An 18,660-nucleotide genomic window follows, 5' to 3' on the forward strand; every position below is an offset into this window, starting at 1 on the left:
CGCTCACAGCAGGGCGGCGACCTCCTGGAAGACGGCCCGGAAGTCGCCCCGCGCCCCGATGAGCCGCAGGTTCTGCGCCAGCCCGCCGGTGGAGCGGAAGAACATCACTGCCTCGGCGGGTGGACGGATTTTGAGAAAACGAGAGGCATTGCGCGCGAAGTGCAGCTTCATGTCGCGCGTGATGGAGCACGTGGCGTAGTCGTACGAGGTGGAGCGCATGGGCCGCCCGGCGATGTGCAGCACCTCCTGGATGAGCTCGCTGGCCTCCGCGTCCGGCAGCTCCGAGGTGAAGCCCACCTCGCGGCTCAGGCCCATCACGTCCATGGACTCCAGCCGCACGGCGTGGAGGAACATGCGCCGGTTGGCGTCCACGAAGTGGGGGCTGAAGCGCTTGATGGAGCCGAAGTCGAGCAGCCCCAGCCGCCCGTCCTCCAGCACCATGAAGTTGCCCGGGTGCGGGTCGGCGTGCATCTCCCCCACGGTGAAGAAGGGCCCGTAGATGGCGAGGATGAGCTGGCGCGCCACGCGGAAGCGCTCCTCGGCGGAGGGCTCGGAGACGACCCAGTCCTTGAGGGTACGGCCCTGGAGCAGCTCCAGGGTGAGCACGCGCCGGGAGGTGCGCTCGGAGATGACGGCGGGCACCTTGAGCTCCGGCAGGCGCGCCACGCCGCGGCCGAAGGCGGTGCACAGCCCGGCCTCGCGCAGATAGTCCGTTTCCAGGAGCATCTCCTCGCGCAGCTCCTGGAAGTAGGCGGTGCCGTCCGCGAGGCGCGAGGCCTTGGAGAGGGTGTTCACCACCAGGCCCAGGTTGTCCATGTCCCCGCTCAGCGTCGCGGCGATGCCGGGGTATTGGATCTTCACCGCCACCGGGCGGCCGTCATGCAGCACGGCGCGGTGCACCTGGCCCAGCGAGGCGGCGGCGAGCGGCGTCTTGTCGAAGTCGCGGAAGAGGGCCTCGGGGGAGTCGCCCAGCTCCTCGCGCAGCACGCGCGCCACCACCTCGTACGGCATGGGCGGGGCCTCGTTCTGCAGCCGGGCGATGACCTGGCGCACCTCGGGGGAAAGGAACTCCGTGTCCATGGACACGGCCTGGCCGAGCTTCATGGCCGCGCCCTTGAGCTCACCCAGGGTGGTGACGAGCTTCTCGGCGGCGGCCCTGCTGAGCAGCTCCGGCTCCTGGCCGACGAGCCGTCTGGCGCCGCTCTTGAGGACGTCCGCGCCGAGCTGGGCGGAGAGGCCGGCGAGTTTGCGGAAGCGGGTGAAGCGCCCCTGCGTGGGGAGCTTGTCGTCGAGGTCGGAAGGATCGGAGGGCATGCGCGCGGGCCGATACTACTAACGAGCCGCGGCGGGGTTCGCACCAGCACGCAACCTCACCCGGAGGGCATGCCAGCGCTTGAGGGCTTCCAGGTGGAGCGGATCCACCTTGAGGGCGGCCTCGTAGGAGGCGAGGGCCTCGGGGAAGCGGCCCGCGGCCCGGAAGGCGTCGCCGGAAGCCAGGTGGAGGACCGAGTGGCCCTCGGTGGCCGGATGGCGGGCGAGGTAGCGCCGGCGGCACTCCTCCAGGGCGGTGACGGTGAGGCCGGCGGCGAGACAGCGGAGCACGCCGTCCAGGTTGCGCAGCTCCGCGTCGTACTCCACGCGCCGCTCGGGGTGGCCGAGCACGAGGAGCGCCTCGGCCACCTTGGAGAGGGCGCGCTGCACGAGGGCGCGCTGGCCGGGGGACAGGGGCAGCGCGAGCAGCTGCTCGAGCCGGTTGCGGGCCTCGCGGGTCTGCGCGCGCACCATGTCGGCGTCGGCGTCCCTGGGGACACCGAGCACCGTGTAGTGGTCCCCTCCGAGACGCCGGCGGAACTCGCGCAGCACGGGCTCGGCGCGGGCGTCGTCCTGGGGCGCGGCGGGAGGCGTGGGAGCCTCGGGATTCTCGCCCGCGAGCAGCCGGGCGAAGCGCTGCTGGAAGGTGGAGGACGTGTCACGCAGCTCCACGCCGAAGCCCGGGGCCATGTTCCACGCGCGGGCCTGCTCGGCCGACACGTGACGCACCACCTGGCCGGTGCAGGGCAGCTCGCCGCCGGGCAGCCGCAGCAGCAGGGACACGTCGGAGAGCAGCGCCGGTGGCTCCTCGTTGGTGCGGACGAAGAGACCGGTGCGGCCCACGCGCTCACACGGGTACTCGCGCACGCCCAGCGAGCCATGCACCGGCACGCGCGCGGTGAAGCCGGAGACGGGCGCGGGCGCGGGCGCGCGCGCCGGGGAGATGGAGAGGGAGGCCTCCAGCGCGGCGCGCAGCTCGGCGGCGGTGGAGAAGCGCGCCTCGGGACGCTTGGCGAGCACGCGCAGCAGCACCGCGGAGAGCGCGGGCGGAAGCCCCGGGCGCACCTCGTGGGGCGGGCGCGGGGCCTGCTGGAGGTGGGCCACGAGGACTTCCGCGGCGTTGCGCCCGGAGAAGGGCGTGCTGCCGGTGAGCAACAGGTAGCCGAGCACCCCCACCGCGTACAGGTCGGTGCGCGCGTCCACGTCATTGCCACCACACTGCTCGGGGGCCATGAACTCGGGGGTGCCCATGAGCACGCCGGTGCGCGTGGGCGTCTCCCCCTCGAGCCGGACGAGCCGCTTGGCGATGCCGAAGTCGAGCAGCTTCACCCGGTGGCTCCCGTGGGGCCCGGGCACGAGGAAGACATTGGCGGGCTTGAGGTCGCGGTGGATGATGCCGTGCGCGTGGGCGGCACCGAGCGCATCGCACACCTGGACGAGCAGCTCCACCGCCACCCGGGGCTCGAGGGGCCCGCGCGCGAAGTCGGCGAGGCTCTGCCCCTCCAGGTGCTCCATGACGAAGTAGGGGCGGCCGTCGCGGGTGTCGAGGTCGTAGACGGTGACGACGTTCTCGTGCTGCACGAGGCTCATGGCGCGCGCCTCGGCGAGGAAGCGGCTGACGAGCTCCGGCTCCTCGGCGAGGTGGCGGTGGAGCACCTTCACCGCGACGCGCTTGGGGATGAGGACATGCTCGGCCAGCAGCACCGTGCCCATGCCGCCGCGGCCCAGCTCGCGCAGTGCGATGAAGCTGCCGAAGCGCTGTCCCACGAGCCGCTCACCCCGCTCGCCCGAGGGCGGCAGGGTGACGGAGTTGAGCGGGCCCGCTTGAGGGGCCCGCAGAACGGTGGGGCACTCCGCCAGTTCCGGATGCGGGTTCTGGCAGGAGCAGCGCGAGCGGGTGTCGGGTTCCACGGCACTTTTGAATCCATGCCATCTTCGTGCCGACAAGCCGGAGAGCAAGGGATGGACCTGGGACCCTCGCGAAGTGGCTGAAGTAGCAAGCCCGCAGGCCCCTCTCGGCGGAAATCCTCTCATCCGCTGATACAGGGCGGCGCGTCGGGACTGTAAAAGGTGCCGAAGGCGGGCTGAAAATCCTACCGATTCCTGCCTCGATTCCGCCGCACCCGAGCCATCACGCACACCGAGGGAGACGGGAGTGCGGAGGCGGGTACGAGAAGCTGACACACGAGCTGAAGCCAGAGGAGGTGCGGGGCATCATCATCGCCGGAAGGAGGCTGATGACGGCGAAAGGCATCCAGCGCACCGGGTGAAACAATCTCCCCTCTCCCTCCGGGAGAGGGACGGGGTGAGGGTCATCGCGCGCCGTGGGTTCAACCCCACGTCGCCCCCGTCATTCAGTGACGGCCGTTGGCGGCCAGCAGCTCCGAGGCCAGGGTGGGAGCGGCGTCCTCCTCCTCGATGTCGAGGACGGAGATGGTGCGGCAGGAGGTATCGACCTCATAGAGGACGACGTACCCATCGACGACGCAGCGCAGCAGGGGCAGGTCGGTGGCGCCGAGCTTCAACCAGAGGGGGTTGAGGGGAGGAGCCATCTCCGCCAGGCGCGAGATGTCGTCGATGCGGCGGTGCAATCGCTCGACGAGCGCGGGCGGAAGTGACTTCAAGGTACTCCACAGCTCCACTGGGATATGGACTCGGTAGGCCATTGGGGGCGAGGTGGCCATTGTCCTCTGGCCCGACAAGTGGGGGGTTGCGCATTGCCGGACAGGGAGTGCCCGGCACGGTTCACGCGTCGACGAAAGGAGGGGGTCCACGGGGTTTGGAGTGTGGACCATCCATCAGGAGAGCGGCGCGGGAGGCGGGAGGGGCGGTGCCGGATTTCTCGGAAGGCGGGCTGAGCCGTGTTCAGATGTGACAGGGGCCGTACGCGCCCTTGCCCGCTCATCGGAGCCAGACGCCACGTGGAGACACTCGTTCGAATCGCGGAGGCGCTGGGCCGCTTCTCCGCGCGCTTCGTGCCCAGCTCGTTCGCGATCGCCGTGCTGCTGTCGCTGCTCACGCTGGCCCTGGCGCTGGGATGGACGGACGCACCGGCGCCGCGGGTGCTGGACGCCTGGGGAGGAGGCTTCTGGGAGCTGCTGACCTTCTCGATGCAGATGGCGCTGGTGATGTTCACCGGGTACCTGCTGGCGCTCACGGGCCCGGTGCGGGCGCTGCTGGAGCACCTGGCGAGGCTGGCGACAGGCCCGCGCAGCGCGGTGGTGCTGATGGCGGCGGTGTCGATGGGGCTGGCCTACATCAACTGGGGCCTGTCGCTGGTGGCGAGCGCCATGCTGGTGCGCTTCGTGGTGAGGCGGCAACCGGACGTGGACTACCGGCTGCTGGTGGCGTGCGCCTACTTCGGGCTGGGGGCCACGTGGCATGCGGGGCTGTCGGCGTCCGCGCCGTTGCTGGTGGCGACGCCCGGCCACTTCCTGGAGAAGCAGCTCGGCCTCATCCCCATCGACCGGACGCTCTTCTCGCCGTTCAACCTCGGGCTGACGGTGGGCGTGGTGGCCATGCTGACGCTGCTGGCGTGGGCGCTGCATCCACGGCCCGAGCGCGCGGTGCGGGTGGACCCGGCCATCCTGGAACAACTGAAGGACTTCGAGCCGCCCGCGCGCCCGGCGGACAGGAGCCCCGCGGCGTGGATGGACTTCTCGCCGCTGCTCAACGTGCTCTTCGGCGTGCTGGGGGTGCTGTGGTTCGGACGGCACCTGTGGCTCAACGGGGGCTGGAAGGCCATCAACCTGAACGTGGTGAACTTCCTCTTCCTGATGCTGGCGGTGCTGCTGCATGGAACGCCCGCGCGGCTGCTCAAGGCGAGCGAGGAGGCGGCGAGCGTGCTGCACGGCATCGTGCTGCAGTTCCCGCTGTACGCGGGCATCTACGGCATCTTCAAGGCCACGGGGCTGACCGAGCGCATCGGACAGCTCTTCGTGTCCGTGTCCACGCCCACGACATTTCCAGCCATCATTTATCTCTACAGCGGAGTCGTGAATTACTTCGTGCCCTCGGGGGGCTCCAAGTGGGCCATCGAAGCGCCCTACCTGCTGGAGGCGGCGAAGACGCTGGGGGTGGGGCCGGAGAAGGTGGTGATGGCATACGCCTGGGGGGACATGGCCACGGACCTCATCCAGCCCTTCTGGGCGCTGCCGTTGCTGGCGGTGGCGCGGTTGGACTTCAAGGACATCCTCGGGTTCCTGCTGGTGGCCTTCTTCGTCTACCTGCCGCTGGTGACACTGGCCTTCCTGCTCTGGGGTTGAGGGTATGGCCAGGCCCGGGGTGTCCTGTGGTAGACATTGCCGCGCGGGCCCGGACCGACTTCACGGCCCTGGATGGCCCAATCCGAGGGGGAAGCACCCATGACTGGAAATCTGAAGAAGCTGGCGGTGTGCGCTGTGGTGGCGTTTGGCGGCGTGGCGATGGCGCAGGACCAGGCGGCGGAGGCTCCGGCGCGCGAGCCGGTGAAGGCGCCGTCGGGCGACGCGGTGAAGACCACGTGGGACTACTTCTACAAGGGCCAGGGCCAGGGTCCGGTGCTGGTGGAAGCGAAGCTGTGCACCGAGGTGGCCAAGGACGGCCCCAACAAGTTCGAGTGCATCACCGAGGTGGCGCCGGAGGGAGTGAAGGCCAACACGAGCGTGATGGTGTGGCAGTCATACCTGGTGCCGCAGGGGGACAGCATCGAGGACCTGATGGTGCAGGTGAAGCAGGGCAACGTGGTGCGCGAGACGAAGGACGTGAAGGTGAAGGGAGACGGCTGGCGGGCGCGGCAGTGGACGGGGGTGCGCCTGAGCAAGCCGGGTGACTGGAGCGTGGTCATCATGCGCGGCGAGCAGGTCCTGAAGACGTTCAACGTGAAGGTGCTGTAGCAGCACCTCCCTCTCCCTCCGGGAGAGGGTTTGGGGTGAGGGTATCCGTGCCCCGGAGACCCATCCTTGGGTCATCCCCCACCCCGTCCCGCATCCTGGAAGAGAGGGATTGTCCAACACTCGCTCTTCCGGGAATTCGACTTCTCCACCGTGCCCGTGGTACACGCGGGCCGCCTTCAGGCGTGCTCTCCGGCCTTGAAGGGCGAGGCTGTGCTGAAGCGTCGGCGTGCGGACCCCCGCCCGCAGGCGGCCAACCCCTCGACACTCTCACCCTCTTCTCCCCGGCACGCGGAGGCAGAGCGCCGTGCGCCACAGACGATGAGCTTCTGAGGAGTTGCACCCCATGAAATCCATTTCACGGTACGGCGCTCTCTCGAGCGTCACCGGCAAGCTGGCGGGAGTCCTGGGACTCCTGACGATGCTGGCCGGCAGCACCGCCCGCGCGAGCGAGGCGGATCTCGTCCTCCCCGACTTCCGCCAGGTCACCTTCGTGGGTGGCCTCAACGGCTACTCGCTGCTGATGGCGGGCATCGCGGTGGCCATCTTCGGCCTGGTCTTCGGCTTCATGCAGTACACGGCGCTGCGCAAGCTGCCCGTGCACAAGTCGATGCTCGAGATCTCCGAGCTCATCTACGAGACCTGCAAGACGTATCTCATCACCCAGGGCAAGTTCATCCTCATCCTCGAGGTGCTCATCGGCGCCGTGATGGTGGTGTACTTCGGCTTCCTGCGGCACATGGAGTTCATCAAGGTCGCCACCATCCTGGTGTTCAGCCTCGTCGGCATCGCCGGCAGCTACGGCGTGGCCTGGTTCGGCATCCGGGTGAACACCTTCGCCAACAGCCGTACGGCGTTCGCGTCGCTGCGTGGCAAGCCCTACCCCACGTATGCCATCCCGCTGCAGGCCGGTATGTCCATCGGCATGGTGCTCATCTCCACCGAGCTCCTGCTGATGCTCATCATCCTCCTGTTCGTGCCGGCCGACTTCGCGGGTCCGTGCTTCATCGGCTTCGCCATCGGTGAGTCGCTGGGCGCCTCGGTGCTGCGCATCGCGGGCGGTATCTTCACGAAGATCGCCGACATCGGCTCCGACCTGATGAAGATCGTCTTCAAGATCAAGGAAGACGACGCGCGCAACCCGGGCGTCATCGCCGACTGCACGGGTGACAACGCGGGTGACTCGGTGGGCCCCTCGGCCGACGGCTTCGAGACCTACGGCGTGACGGGCGTGGCGCTCATCACCTTCATCCTCCTGGCGGTGCCGGGCGCGGAGTACCAGGTCCAGCTGCTCGTCTGGATTTTCATGATGCGCATCGTGATGGTGCTGGCGAGCCTGGGCTCCTACGGCCTCAACGGCATCATCCAGGGCGGCAAGTACAAGAACGTGGACCACATGAACTTCGAGCACCCGCTCACGTTCCTGGTGTGGCTGACGTCCATCGTGTCCGTGGCGCTGACGTTCCTGGTGTCCTACCTGCTCATCCCCAACCTGGCGGGAGATCCCACGCTGTGGTGGAAGATGTCGGCCATCATCACCTGCGGCACGCTGGCGGGCGCCATCATCCCCGAGGCCATCAAGGTCTTCACCTCCACCGAGAGCCGCCACGTGCGCGAGGTCGTCACGGCCTCCCGCGAGGGTGGTGCGTCGCTCAACGTCATCTCCGGTCTGGTCGCCGGTAACTTCTCCGCCTACTGGATGGGCATCATCATCGCGGCGCTGATGGGTGGGGCCTACTTCTTCAGCCTCGACATCCCCAACACGCTGATGATCGCCCCGGCGGTGTTCGCCTTCGGTCTGGTGGCCTTCGGCTTCCTGGGCATGGGCCCGGTCACCATCGCGGTGGACTCGTACGGCCCGGTGACGGACAACGCGCAGAGCGTGTACGAGCTGTCGCTCATCGAGAACGTCCCCAACATCAAGGCGGAGGTCCAGAAGGACTTCGGCTTCTCCCCGGACTTCGAGAAGGGCAAGGAGTACCTGGAGGAGAACGACGGCGCGGGCAACACCTTCAAGGCCACGGCCAAGCCGGTGCTCATCGGCACCGCGGTGGTGGGCGCCACGACGATGATCTTCTCCATCATCGTCATCCTGGTGGGCATCACCGTGGGCCCGGACGGCTTCCGCACGCTGAACGCGGCCAACGCGGCCAACCTGTCGCTGCTGCACGCCCCGTTCCTGCTGGGCCTGGTGACGGGCGGCGCCATCATCTACTGGTTCTCCGGCGCCTCGATGCAGGCGGTGTCCACGGGCGCCTACCGCGCGGTGGAGTTCATCAAGGCCAACATCAAGCTGGAGGGCGTGGAGAAGGCGAGCGTGAGCGACTCCAAGCGCGTGGTGGAGATCTGCACCCAGTACGCGCAGAAAGGCATGCTCAACATCTTCCTGGGTGTGTTCTTCAGCACCCTGGCCTTCGCGTTCCTCGAGCCGTACTTCTTCGTGGGTTACCTCATCTCCATCGCCATCTTCGGTCTGTACCAGGCCGTCTTCATGGCGAACGCCGGTGGCGCGTGGGACAACGCGAAGAAGCTGGTGGAGACGGAGCTGAAGGCCAAGGGCACGGACCTGCACGCCGCCACGGTCGTGGGCGACACGGTGGGCGACCCGTTCAAGGACACCTCGTCGGTGGCGCTCAACCCGGTCATCAAGTTCACCACGCTCTTCGGCCTGCTGGCGGTGGAGCTGTCGGTGGAGCTGAGCGCGGCCGGCCAGGGCACCATCACCCGGGTGTTCGCGGGCATCTTCTTCATCGCCTCGATGGTGTTCGTGTACCGCTCCTTCTACGGCATGCGCATCGAGACCCCGATGGCCGCCATCGCCGGTGAGGGCAAGCCGGGCATGAAGCCGGCCTAGTCCCCACGGGCCTCGAGGCCCCTGAGACACGCGAGCGGCGGGGAGCCTCCGGGCTTCCCGCCGCTTCGCTTTTGGGGGGCTTGCTCCGGAGGCCTCAGCGGATGCGGAACGCGGGAGGGTCGATGCGGGTGGAGCGGCACTCGGGGCAGGAGCCGGGCCGGGTGAGGCGCTTGCGGTCGCGGAAGACGAAACCGCAGGCCAGACACTCGGCGGGGATGACCTCCAGCGCGGCGCCGCCGGCGCGCAGGGACTTCTCCAGGTGCTCCAGGTGGCCGGCTACGTCCTTCTCGGAGATACCCACCAGGCCGGAGAGCTCCTTGGCGGTGAGGCCCGTCTCCGGGGCGGAGGACAGCTCGGCCTCCAGCGCGCCGCGCACGGTGGCGCCTCGGGGTTGGGGAACGGGGCTGGGGCTCATGGACCACGACCTCCCAGGTGGAGGGTAGTCACGCCCACCTGCTCTGGCGTCCAGGAGCACATGCCCGCTCGGAGGGCAAGAGCCATTCCCGTGCCGGAAAGAGTCCTGGATGCATCAAGGGGGGTCCGAGTAGCCTCCCCGGCCATGAGCCTCCGCTACACCGCTGATTACAGAACGCTCCTGTGGTGCATCGTCATGCCCATCGTGGCCATGGCGCAGTACGTCAATCCCACGCTCATCCCCTACCTCAGCCCGCTCGGCTGCTACCTGGCGCTGAGCGCTGGCGTCATCGCGCACAACCACAACCACTGCCCCACGTTCAAGAACCGGCGGCTCAACTTCTTGATGAGCCTGTGGCTGGCGCACTTCTACGGCTACCCGACGTTCGCCTGGGTGCCGACGCACAACCTCAACCATCACAAGTACGTGAACAAGGCGGGTGACGCGACCATCACCTGGCGCTACACGACGAAGCACAACTGGTTGATGGCCTTCACGTACTTCTTCGTCTCGTCCTACTGGCAGAGCGATCCCATCAAGCAGTACATCCGCAAGGCGCGTCAGTCGAACCCCACGCTCTTCCGGCAGATCGTCACCCAGTACATGACGTGGGCGGGCCTGCACCTGGCGCTGCTGGGGCTGGCGATCGCGTGGCACGGGCCGCTGCAGGGCTTGAAGGTGTGGAGCTTCGCGTTCCTCATCCCGGCGCTCTTCGCGCTGTGGACGATCATGTTCTTCAACTACATCCAGCACGTGCACGCGGATCCGTGGAGCGAGCACGACCACTCGCGCAACTTCGACGGGAAGCTCATCAACTTCTTGCTCTTCAACAACGGGTTGCACGCGGCGCACCACGAGATGCCGGGCGCGCACTGGAGCATGCTGCGCGAGGCGCACGAGAAGATCGCCCCGCAGATCAACCCGCAGCTCATCCACCGCAGCTTCTTCTGGTTCTGCTTCAGCAACTACGTGCTGGCGCCCTTCTTCCCGAAGCTCGGAACGAAGCAGGTGGGTCGCGCGCCGTACGATGTGCCGACGGGAGAGTCGCTGGAGCTGGCGTCGGCGGATGTGGACGCGCTGGAGTCGGGAATCAACGCTGCACGAACCTGAACACTCGAGGCGGGCGCCCTCTCGACATTTTGGATGGGACGGACTACGCCTTGCCTTCCGGCTCAAGTCCGGGCCGAGAAGGCGGTAGCTGCCGCCTGGTAACGAAAGAAGAACGATTCATGGCAACTGGTACTGTCAAGTGGTTCAACGACGCGAAGGGCTTCGGGTTCATCACGCAGGACGGCGGTGGTGAGGACGTGTTCTGCCACCACACGGCCATCAACATGGATGGCTTCCGCACCCTGGCCGAGGGCCAGCGCGTGGAGTTTGAGGTCACCAAGGGCCCCAAGGGCCTGCAGGCGCAGAACGTGCGCGCCGCCGGGTAGTCCGTACCCCGGATGATTCCTGGAGCCCGATCCTCTGCGAGAGGGTCGGGCTCTTGCTTTTGGTGGTGCCGTTGCCCGTGCCAATCCCCTCTCCCCCTGGGAGAGGGTCAGGGTGAGGGTCTTCGCCGATGCGTCTACCGCCCCTGCCCCGAGTCATAGGTTTCGATGACGCCCCGTTCACGAAGCGCCCGGGCGCGAAGGTGCCGCTGGTGGGAGTGGTGTGCGGGGGCACGAGGTTCGAGGGGCTGGTCTGGGGCCAGGTGCGCAAGGACGGGTGGACGGCGACGAGCGAGGTGAGCCGGCTGCTGGTAGGGGGCAAGTTCCTGCCGCAACTCCACCTGGTGTTGCTGGATGGAATCGCGTTCGGGGGGTTCAACGTGGTGGACCTGCCGAGGCTGGCGAACGAGCTGAAGAAGCCATGCGTGGCGGTCATGAGGAGGATGCCGGACCTGGAGGCGGTGGAGGGAGCCTTGCGGCACCTGCCCCGAGCGGAGCGGCGGCTGGAGTTGCTGAGGAAGGCAGGCCCCATCCACCAACTGGGAGGCTTCACGTTCCAGGTGCAGGGAGCGGAGCCGGAGTGGGTGGCGGAAGCCCTGAAGCGCCTGACGGACCGGGGGCACGTACCAGAGGCCTTGCGACTGGCGCACCTGATCGGCTCGGCGGTGGTGACGGGAGAAAGCTCCAAGAGGGCCTGACGGTGCCCCTACCTGCGGACCTCGGGCGGCACCTGTTCCAACCACCCCACCTCGAGCGAGGCCCACAGGCCGAGCAACACGGCCTCGGCGGCATCATGCCGGAGCGAGGTAGGCCGAGGGGCACCGGACCATTCGATGACGCGGCGAGCGAGCACATCGGCCGCGTCCTTGGCCAACCCACCACTGCGCTGCTCACGGGCGTACAACAGGCGGGCGCGCCAGTCCTGGGCGGACACACGGAGCACGGGGAGCGCGCGCCGAGCGGCCTCACGCTCCCAGACCTCGGCGATGGGCCCGCCGCCCTCCAAGACCAACCACGCGAGAGGAGCGGCGGAGTGCAGCACGGCGGGCACCGCCCGCTTGAGCCGCGACTGGGAGCCGAAGTTCTGCGAGCGGTACCAACGCAACCGCCCATCGGAGCCGAACAGAGCCAGGCCCGAGCGGAGCCCGAGATCGACCGCGAGCAAGCCCGGCTCCGTGGGCGAATCCGGGCTCACCGCGGCTGCGACTGCTCGGCCTGCTCGAGGGAGGAGGCGATGCGGCCGGCGGCGGCGACGAGCTCGACGCGGCGGATTTCCAGGGTGGCGCGGGCCTGGGCGGCGGCGCTGGCGGCGAGGAAGCGGCGCGTGTCGGCGTCGGACATCTCCAGGCTGGTGGCGACACCGGCCTTGAAGGCGGCGGCGATCTGCTGCTGCACGCGAGCGGCGAGCTGCGACTGGGCCTCGGCCTGGGCGAGCGCGGCCTGTGCGGCCTCCAGGTTGGCCTTGGCGGCGACCCAGTTGGCGCGGCCCCTGGCGCGAGCCGACTCATACTGCGCCCTGGCCTGAGCCAGGCGGGCCTCGTCCTCGTGCAGGTTGGCGTAGCGCTGGCCGCGGTCGTACAGCGGCACCGAGGCGGCGACGACGAGCTCGTAGGTGGTGTTCTTGCCGGTGAAGCCGGCGTTGGAGTTGTAGTTGCCGCGGGCGATGGCGGCGAGGCTGGGCAGCCAGGAGAAACGGTCGTAGGTCACCTTGCCCTCGTTGGCCTGAACGGCCTTGGAAGCCGAGCGCACGGCGAAGGTGTCCTCCCAGGGGCTCTGGTCGTCGGAGGGAATCACCCACTGAGGGCCAGGGGTCTCCAGCGGTGCGGGCTGCACGGGCTCGCCCACGAGCGCCCCCAACATGGCCAGCAGCTGGGCGTACTGTCCGGAGAGCTGAGCCAGCTGAACACGGGCCTGGGCGGTCTCCGCCTGGGCGCGCAGCAGCGAGGCCTCGACGGTCATGCCCACGCCGAGCTGGGCGCGGGCATCCGCCTCGCGCTGGAGGGCCACCTGCTCGGCCTCACGGGCGGCGTCCATCATCTGCATGATGCCCTGCAGACCCAGGTAGGTGCGCGCCACGGCCAGCAGCACCTGCTCGCGGGCCTCGAGGGCCCCCAGCTCGGCGGCCTCGGCGCCCGCCTTGGCGGGGCCGATGAGGAAGACACCGGCGGGGGTGAAGAGGGGCTGGGAGATCTGCGCCGTCGCGTAGCGCGAGTTCTCCGCGGAGATGACGACGGGGGGAGGGATGATGCCCGGGTTGACGGGCTGGAGGGCGAACACGCCGCCCACCAGCTGGACGAAGCTGCCGAGGTCCAGCTCGGCCGCGGCGCTGGAGTGGACGAACTGGCCGCTGAGCGTCAGCTCGGGCTGCCAGGCGGTCCAGGCGCGGCGGACGCCAGCGGCGGCGACGGCGGACTGGGCGCGAGCGGCGGCCACGTCCGGGCCCTGCTTCGCGGCGAGGGAGAGCGCCTCCTGCAGCGTCACGGTGCGGAGCGTGCCGGGTGCGGGAGAGGCCACCGCGGAGGGCTGGGCGGTGGGAGCCTGCGGAGCGGACTGCGCGGGGGCCGAGGGCGCCTGGGCGAGCGCGCCGAGCGGCGAGAGCGCGGCGAGCAGGACGAGGGAGAGGGGACGCCGGACGGAACCAGCAGCGATTCGGATGGACATAAGGATGAAGGGACGGAGGGGGTGAGCCCGGGGGACCGCTCAGGCGGCGCGGCCGGGCTGCTGCTCGGAGACGGGAACGGGGGAGGCCTCGTCCTTCTTCTGGACGGTCTTGGAGAAGCCCAGACGCTCCATGGCGGCGAAGACCACGGGCACCACCAGCAGGGTGAGGAAGGTGGAGGTGATGACACCGCCGATGACGGCGATGGCCATGGGGGCGCGGAACTCGGAGCCCACGCCCTTGCCGATGGCGGTGGGCACCATGCCGATGGCCATGGCGGCGCTCGTCATGAGGATGGGGCGCAGGCGGCGGGGGCCGGCCTTCATCAGCGCCTCGTCGACCGAGTCACCCTCGCGCAGGTACTGAAGCGCGCCGTCCACCAGGAGGATGGCGTTCTTCGTCACCAGGCCCATCAGCAGGATGATGCCGATCATCGCGCCCATGGAGACGTGGAAGCCGCCGAAGAACAGACCCAGCAGCGCGCCCACGAGGGCGAGCGGCAGCGAGACCATGATGGTGAAGGGGTGCTTGAGGGACTCGAACTGGCTGGCGAGCACCATGTAGATGAAGACGAAGGCCAGCAGGAAGGCGGTGCCGAAGGCGTCGTTCTGCTCGGCCATCATCTTCATCTGACCGTCGTAGACGAGCGAGTAGCCCGGGGCGAGCGGCTTCTCGGCCACCTTCTCGCGGAGCTTGTTCGCCACGTCGCCCAGGGGAGCGCCCTGGAGCTGGGCGTAGACGGCGAGCTGCCGCTGGCGGTTCTCGTGCTCGATGACGCTGGGGCCATCGCGCAGCTCCACCTTGGCCAGGTCCGACACGGGGACGAGCCCCTTGGGCGTGGCCAGGAGGATCTGCCGCACGCGCTCGGGGGTGCCACGGTCGCGCTCGGAGAGACGGACGCGGATGTCCGTCTCGTCGACACCCTCGCGCAGCTTGGCGGCCACGTCACCGCCGATGGCCAGACGCATCTGCATGGCCAGGGCCGCGGCGCTCACGCCCAGGTCCTTGGCGCGGGCCCGGTCGATCTCGATGGCCAGCTCCGGCTTGGGCGGGTTGAAGTCCACGCGCACGTCCGCGGTGCCGGGGATGTCGCGCAGAATCTGGGCGACGCGCTCGGACTCCTCGCGGATCTTCTCCAGGTCCGGACCGGTGACGCGCACGATGATGGGATAGAAGTCACCACCCAGGCCGTCGATGATGGGCGGGTCCTGCATGATGACGCGGGTGGAGACCAGCGCGGGCGTGAGAATCTCGCGCGCCTGCTCCTTGATGGGATCGATGCCCCGGGTGCGCTGGTGCTTCTCCACCGTGAGCACCCGGATGCGCGCCTTGTTCACATCGCCGTTGTCACCGACGATGGAGTAGACGTCCGTCACCTCGGGAATCTGCTTGAGGAGCCGCTCGGCCTCCGCCACGCGAGCCCCCGTCTGCTCCAGGTTCGAGGCATCCGGCAGGATGAGCTGCACGAGGAACTGCGAGCGGTCCTCGGGGGAGAGGAACTCCACGCCCAGGCGGCTGGCGGCGCCGAAGGACAGCCCCATCACCAGCACGGTGATGCCCGCGGTCGTCCACTTGTGGTCCAGCACCCAGCGCAGGATGCGCGAGTAGAAGCGCTCGCTCCCGTCCAGGAAGCGGCGGATGGACCGGGCCAGCGCGTTCTCCTGGTGGTGCTCGCCGGGTTTGCGCTGCTTGGCCAGACGCGCGGACAGCATGGGATCCAACGTGAAGGAGATGAAGAGCGAGATGAGCACCGCCACCGAGATGGTGAGGCCGAACTGCTGGAGGAACTGGCCCACCATGCCGGGCATGAAGGCCACCGGGACGAACACCGCCACCAGGGCGAGCGTGGTGGCGAGCACCGCCAGGCCCACGTCCGAGGTGCCCTTGGAGGCCGCGGACACGGGGTCCTCACCCTGCTCCAGACGGTGGGTGATGGCCTCGCGCACCACCACCGCGTCGTCGATGAGCAGACCGATGGCCAGCGACAGCGCCAGCAGCGTCATCTGGTTGAGCGAGTACTCCAGCAGGTACATCACGAAGAACGTGCCGACGACCGAGGTGGGCAGCGCCAGCGAGGAGATGAAGGTGCCGCGCGGGTCCAACAGGAACATCAAGATGATGAGCACCGCCATCGCGCCGCCGAAGATGAGGGCGACCCACACCTCGTGGGCGTTCTCGCGGATGGGAATCGACTGGTCGATGAGCAGCGTGGTCTTGAAGTCATGCCCCAGGGAGGGCACCACGGTGTCCAGCGCATTCTTCACCGCGTCGCTCACGGCCACGGTGTTGGAGCCGGGCTGCTTGACGATCTCGAAGATGACCGCGTCCTTGCCATTGAGGCGGGCGGTGGTGCGCCGCTCGGCCACGCCGTCGGTGATGGTGGCGATCTCCTCCAGCCGCACCTGGGCGCCCGTGCGGCTCTGGGCCACCGGGAGCTGCCGCAGCTCGTCCACGTCGCGGAACTGACCCAGCGAGCGCACCGTCAGCTCGTTGGGCCCCAGCTGCAGGCGGCCCGCGGGCAGGTCCAGGTTCTCCATGCCGATGCGCTGGGAGATGTCCATCGGGGACACGCCCACCGCGCGCGCCTTGTCCAGGTCGATGTCCACCTGGATCTCCCGCACGTCACCGCCGTTGATGCGCACGTCGGCCACGCCCTCGAGCTGCGCCAGGGCCGGCTTGAGCTTGTCCTCGATGAGCTTGCGCACCGTGCGCGAGTCCGCCTGCGCGCTCGCCGCGTAGGTGAGGACGGCCACCGCGGAGATGTCCACGCGGCCCACCACCGGCGTGTCCGCGTCCTGCGGCAGCCGGTTGGCCACGCCCGACACCTTGTCGCGCACCTCCTGCACCGACCGGTCCAGGTCGGCCGACAGCTTGAACTGCACGATCACCGTGCCGACGTTCTCGCGGCTGAAGGAGTGGATCTTGTCCACACCGCTGATGCCGGCGACGGCATCCTCGATGGGCTTGATGACCTGGGTCTCGATCTCACCCGGGCCCGCGCCCTTGTAGATGGTGTTGACCACCACCACGGGGATGGACACGTCCGGGTAGAGGTCGGTACCGAGCCGGGTGTACCCCATCACTCCGAGGACGATGAGGCAGAGGGACAGCATGGCCGTGAAGACGGGCCGGCGGATGGAGACGTCGCTGAGGAGCATGGGAAACGCCCTGGTATCCTTCGAGGCCTACTTCACGGAGACGCGCGTACCCTCGGCGAGGGACGGCGTGGGGTATTCGACGACCTTGTCCAGCGGGGAGGCGGCCTTCACGACCACCTCACGCACGCGGCGCTCGAGCACCTGCACGTCCACGCGGCGCACCTCGCCATTGGAGGCCACCACGTAGACGTGGTCCCCGCCCGAGGAGGACAGCGCGGAGACGGGAATCACCTGGGCCTCCTGCGCCTCGCCCAGCGGGAGGATGACGCGCGCCAGGGTGTTGGCCACGAAGCGCCCGTCCTTGTTGGGCACCACGATGTCCACCGGGATGCGGCGGGTGGCCGGGTCCGCGGAGCGGATGATGGTGCGGATGACGGCCTCGTCCGTGGAGGCGCCACCGCCGACGACCTCGACGCGCACCTTGGTGCCCGGCTTGAGGTGGGCGCGCGTGGACTCGGCCACCGTCGTCTTCAGCAGCAGGGTGTCCAGGTTCTCCAGGCCGAACTGGGGAGCGCCCGGGCCCACGATGGCACCCACCTGCTCGGGCGCGTCGGTGATGGTGCCGGCGAAGGGCGCCCTCAGGTCGTGCTTGCGGCGGCCGGCCTGCGCCTGCGCGCGCTGCGCCTTCGCGGCGAGCAGCTGCGCCTCGGCCTGCCGGGCCTGGGTGGTGGAGGTGAGGTTCTGCAGGTCGCTCACGTTGCCCTGCTCCTGCAGCTTCGCGTTGCGTCCGGCCACGTCGGCGGCCATGGCGGCGCTCACCTCGGCGGCGGCCACGGCGGCCTGCGCCTGCGCGAGCTGCGCGTCGGCGATCTCCACGTTGAGCTGCGCGAGCACCTGGCCCTCCTGCACCGTCTGGCCCTTCTTCACGCGCACCTTCTCCAGGCGGCCACCCACCTCGAAGCCCACCTGCAGGGCCTGGGCGGGGAAGAGCGTGCCCGTCACCTCCTCGCGCAGCGCGGCCTGCTCCGAGCGGGTCGCGGCGAGCGTCACCGCGGGGAGCTGCTCCGCGGTGGCGGCCTTGGTGGCGGTGGAGGGCGGAGCGGCGTCCGCCTTGCAGCCGGAGAGGGACAGCGCGGTGGCGGCCATGCCCACGGCGGCGAGCCCGGCGACGAGAGGCGTCCTGGAGAGTTTCACGATCCTGACCTCGGGGTGCTGCGAGTGCGAGAGAGCGCGCGGGCCCGGGGGGACCGGCGCGGGGAAGTCTTCGGAGTCCTCGAAGAGGAGAGGCGCGGGGCGGTGATGCCCGGGGCCAGGCTGCCCTCGAGGATGAGGAGGTGGAGCGAGTTGGCCCAGGCGGCCAGGTCCGGCTTGTGCTCCATCTGGCTCATCCGCTGGGCCAGCAACACGTAGGTGCCGACGAGCAGAGAGCCGGTGACCTCGGGAGGCACGTCCGAGCGGAAGGCGCGGTTGCGCTGCAGCCGTTGGAAGTCCTGCGCCACCCGCGCCACCTCATGCTCCACCACCCGCCACAGCACCGTCTCGAACTCGGTGCCCTGGCTGCCGCGCATGAGCACGTGCACCACGTCACGGTAGGACCACATCAGCTCCAGCGTCCGCAGGTCCGCCTCGGTGCTCATGCGCACCAGGCCCTCGTAACGCTCGGAGCGCTCGGCCACGTCACCCGGTTCCAGCGGGCCGTGCTCGGCGAAGAAGCGCTCCCCGTCCGCCTTGCGCTGGGTGATGAGCCGGTTCATCGCCTCCGTGAACTCGCCCACCACCTCGCCGAAGAGCGCCTCCTTGGAGGAGTAGTGCAGGTAGAACGCGCCCTTGGAGAGGCCGCACGCGGCGGTGATGTCCTCGATGCGGGCGCCTCGGATGCCCTTCTTCACGAATTCGGTTCGCGCGGCGGCGATGAGTGCCGCACGGGCATGTGGGTCCGCGGGACGAGCCATGACGGGCGCATTACTAACCCGCTGGTCAGAAACCGCCAGGGGGTTTCTGAATCACGGGTCAGTAACC

The 18,660-nt window shown here is 69.0% G+C and carries 15 protein-coding genes; 6 read left to right on the forward strand and 9 right to left on the reverse strand.

What is annotated here, in order from left to right; translation table 11 throughout:
• Positions 1-3: 3 nt before the first annotated feature.
• From NR810_RS28830 to NR810_RS28840, 3 genes are all read right to left on the reverse strand, one after another.
• Entirely contained in the window at positions 4-1,314 is a 1,311-nt protein-coding gene (locus NR810_RS28830; RefSeq protein WP_257457421.1) for an ABC1 kinase family protein, read from the reverse strand.
• Positions 1,315-1,332: 18 nt separating this feature from the next.
• Positions 1,333-3,222: a protein kinase domain-containing protein gene (locus NR810_RS28835; protein WP_257457427.1), complete on the reverse strand. Its 1,890-nt coding sequence runs from the start codon at positions 3,220-3,222 to the stop codon at positions 1,333-1,335.
• 443 nt (positions 3,223-3,665) lie between these two features.
• The gene (locus tag NR810_RS28840; protein WP_257457429.1) at positions 3,666-3,935 is read right to left on the reverse strand and encodes a type II toxin-antitoxin system RelE family toxin; all 270 of its coding nucleotides are present in this window, start codon (positions 3,933-3,935) and stop codon (positions 3,666-3,668) included.
• Between the two features lie 297 nt (positions 3,936-4,232).
• On the opposite strand from NR810_RS28840, the gene NR810_RS28845 reads away from it, so the two are divergent.
• The 3 genes from NR810_RS28845 (at position 4,233) to NR810_RS28855 (ending at position 9,036) form a co-directional block, all read left to right on the forward strand.
• Positions 4,233-5,576 carry a short-chain fatty acid transporter gene (locus NR810_RS28845; RefSeq protein WP_257457430.1) on the forward strand — a complete coding sequence of 448 codons (1,344 nt, stop codon included), beginning with the start codon at positions 4,233-4,235 and terminating at the stop codon, positions 5,574-5,576.
• A gap of 99 nt (positions 5,577-5,675) precedes the next feature.
• Positions 5,676-6,185, forward strand: coding sequence for an inclusion body family protein (locus NR810_RS28850; RefSeq protein ID WP_257457431.1), 510 nt, complete (start codon positions 5,676-5,678; stop codon positions 6,183-6,185).
• Between the two features lie 343 nt (positions 6,186-6,528).
• Positions 6,529-9,036: a sodium-translocating pyrophosphatase gene (locus NR810_RS28855; RefSeq protein WP_257457432.1), complete on the forward strand. Its 2,508-nt coding sequence runs from the start codon at positions 6,529-6,531 to the stop codon at positions 9,034-9,036.
• Positions 9,037-9,130: 94 nt separating this feature from the next.
• Here NR810_RS28855 and NR810_RS28860 read toward each other — a convergent pair whose 3' ends face one another.
• The gene (locus NR810_RS28860; protein ID WP_257457433.1) at positions 9,131-9,451 is read right to left on the reverse strand and encodes a transcriptional regulator; all 321 of its coding nucleotides are present in this window, start codon (positions 9,449-9,451) and stop codon (positions 9,131-9,133) included.
• A gap of 144 nt (positions 9,452-9,595) precedes the next feature.
• Between NR810_RS28860 and NR810_RS28865 the strand changes: the two genes are divergently transcribed.
• From NR810_RS28865 to NR810_RS28875, 3 genes are all read left to right on the forward strand, one after another.
• Positions 9,596-10,561 carry a fatty acid desaturase gene (locus NR810_RS28865; RefSeq protein WP_257457434.1) on the forward strand — a complete coding sequence of 322 codons (966 nt, stop codon included), beginning with the start codon at positions 9,596-9,598 and terminating at the stop codon, positions 10,559-10,561.
• A gap of 119 nt (positions 10,562-10,680) precedes the next feature.
• Complete coding sequence (locus NR810_RS28870; protein ID WP_108072049.1) at positions 10,681-10,887, forward strand: cold-shock protein; 207 nt, start codon at positions 10,681-10,683, stop codon at positions 10,885-10,887.
• A gap of 128 nt (positions 10,888-11,015) precedes the next feature.
• The gene (locus tag NR810_RS28875; protein WP_257457435.1) at positions 11,016-11,582 is read left to right on the forward strand and encodes an endonuclease dU; all 567 of its coding nucleotides are present in this window, start codon (positions 11,016-11,018) and stop codon (positions 11,580-11,582) included.
• Positions 11,583-11,590: 8 nt separating this feature from the next.
• On the opposite strand, the gene NR810_RS28880 is transcribed toward NR810_RS28875, so the two are convergent.
• Genes NR810_RS28880 through NR810_RS28900 form a run of 5 tightly spaced genes read right to left on the reverse strand, consistent with a single transcriptional unit; the run spans position 11,591 to position 18,593 of the window.
• Entirely contained in the window at positions 11,591-12,049 is a 459-nt protein-coding gene (locus NR810_RS28880; protein WP_257457437.1) for a hypothetical protein, read from the reverse strand.
• A 26-nt stretch (positions 12,050-12,075) separates the two neighbouring features.
• Complete coding sequence (locus NR810_RS28885; protein ID WP_257457438.1) at positions 12,076-13,545, reverse strand: TolC family protein; 1,470 nt, start codon at positions 13,543-13,545, stop codon at positions 12,076-12,078.
• Positions 13,546-13,584: 39 nt separating this feature from the next.
• Entirely contained in the window at positions 13,585-16,701 is a 3,117-nt protein-coding gene (locus tag NR810_RS28890; RefSeq protein WP_257457440.1) for an efflux RND transporter permease subunit, read from the reverse strand.
• Positions 16,702-16,728: 27 nt separating this feature from the next.
• Positions 16,729-17,835: an efflux RND transporter periplasmic adaptor subunit gene (locus NR810_RS28895; RefSeq protein ID WP_257457442.1), complete on the reverse strand. Its 1,107-nt coding sequence runs from the start codon at positions 17,833-17,835 to the stop codon at positions 16,729-16,731.
• Positions 17,832-18,593 (reverse strand): TetR/AcrR family transcriptional regulator, encoded by a 762-nt coding sequence (locus NR810_RS28900; protein WP_257457443.1) that lies wholly within the window; start codon positions 18,591-18,593, stop codon positions 17,832-17,834. Before NR810_RS28900 ends, NR810_RS28895 begins: the two co-directional genes overlap by 4 nt.
• Between the last annotated feature and the right edge of the window lie 67 nt (positions 18,594-18,660).

The organism is Archangium lipolyticum (assembly GCF_024623785.1).
Lineage (GTDB): Bacteria > Myxococcota > Myxococcia > Myxococcales > Myxococcaceae > Archangium > Archangium lipolyticum.

Bases quoted from the DNA above. Each gene is read 5' to 3' on its own strand.
- NR810_RS28875 (WP_257457435.1), top strand. From the start codon at position 11,016: ATGCGTCTACCGCCCCTGCCCCGAGTCATAGGTTTCGATGACGCCCCG.
- NR810_RS28850 (WP_257457431.1), top strand. From the start codon at position 5,676: ATGACTGGAAATCTGAAGAAGCTGGCGGTGTGCGCTGTGGTGGCGTTT.
- NR810_RS28855 (WP_257457432.1), top strand. From the start codon at position 6,529: ATGAAATCCATTTCACGGTACGGCGCTCTCTCGAGCGTCACCGGCAAG.
- NR810_RS28890 (WP_257457440.1), bottom strand. From the start codon at position 16,701: ATGCTCCTCAGCGACGTCTCCATCCGCCGGCCCGTCTTCACGGCCATG.
- NR810_RS28900 (WP_257457443.1), bottom strand. From the start codon at position 18,593: ATGGCTCGTCCCGCGGACCCACATGCCCGTGCGGCACTCATCGCCGCC.
- NR810_RS28870 (WP_108072049.1), top strand. From the start codon at position 10,681: ATGGCAACTGGTACTGTCAAGTGGTTCAACGACGCGAAGGGCTTCGGG.
- NR810_RS28865 (WP_257457434.1), top strand. From the start codon at position 9,596: ATGAGCCTCCGCTACACCGCTGATTACAGAACGCTCCTGTGGTGCATC.
- NR810_RS28860 (WP_257457433.1), bottom strand. From the start codon at position 9,451: ATGAGCCCCAGCCCCGTTCCCCAACCCCGAGGCGCCACCGTGCGCGGC.
- NR810_RS28885 (WP_257457438.1), bottom strand. From the start codon at position 13,545: ATGTCCATCCGAATCGCTGCTGGTTCCGTCCGGCGTCCCCTCTCCCTC.
- NR810_RS28830 (WP_257457421.1), bottom strand. From the start codon at position 1,314: ATGCCCTCCGATCCTTCCGACCTCGACGACAAGCTCCCCACGCAGGGG.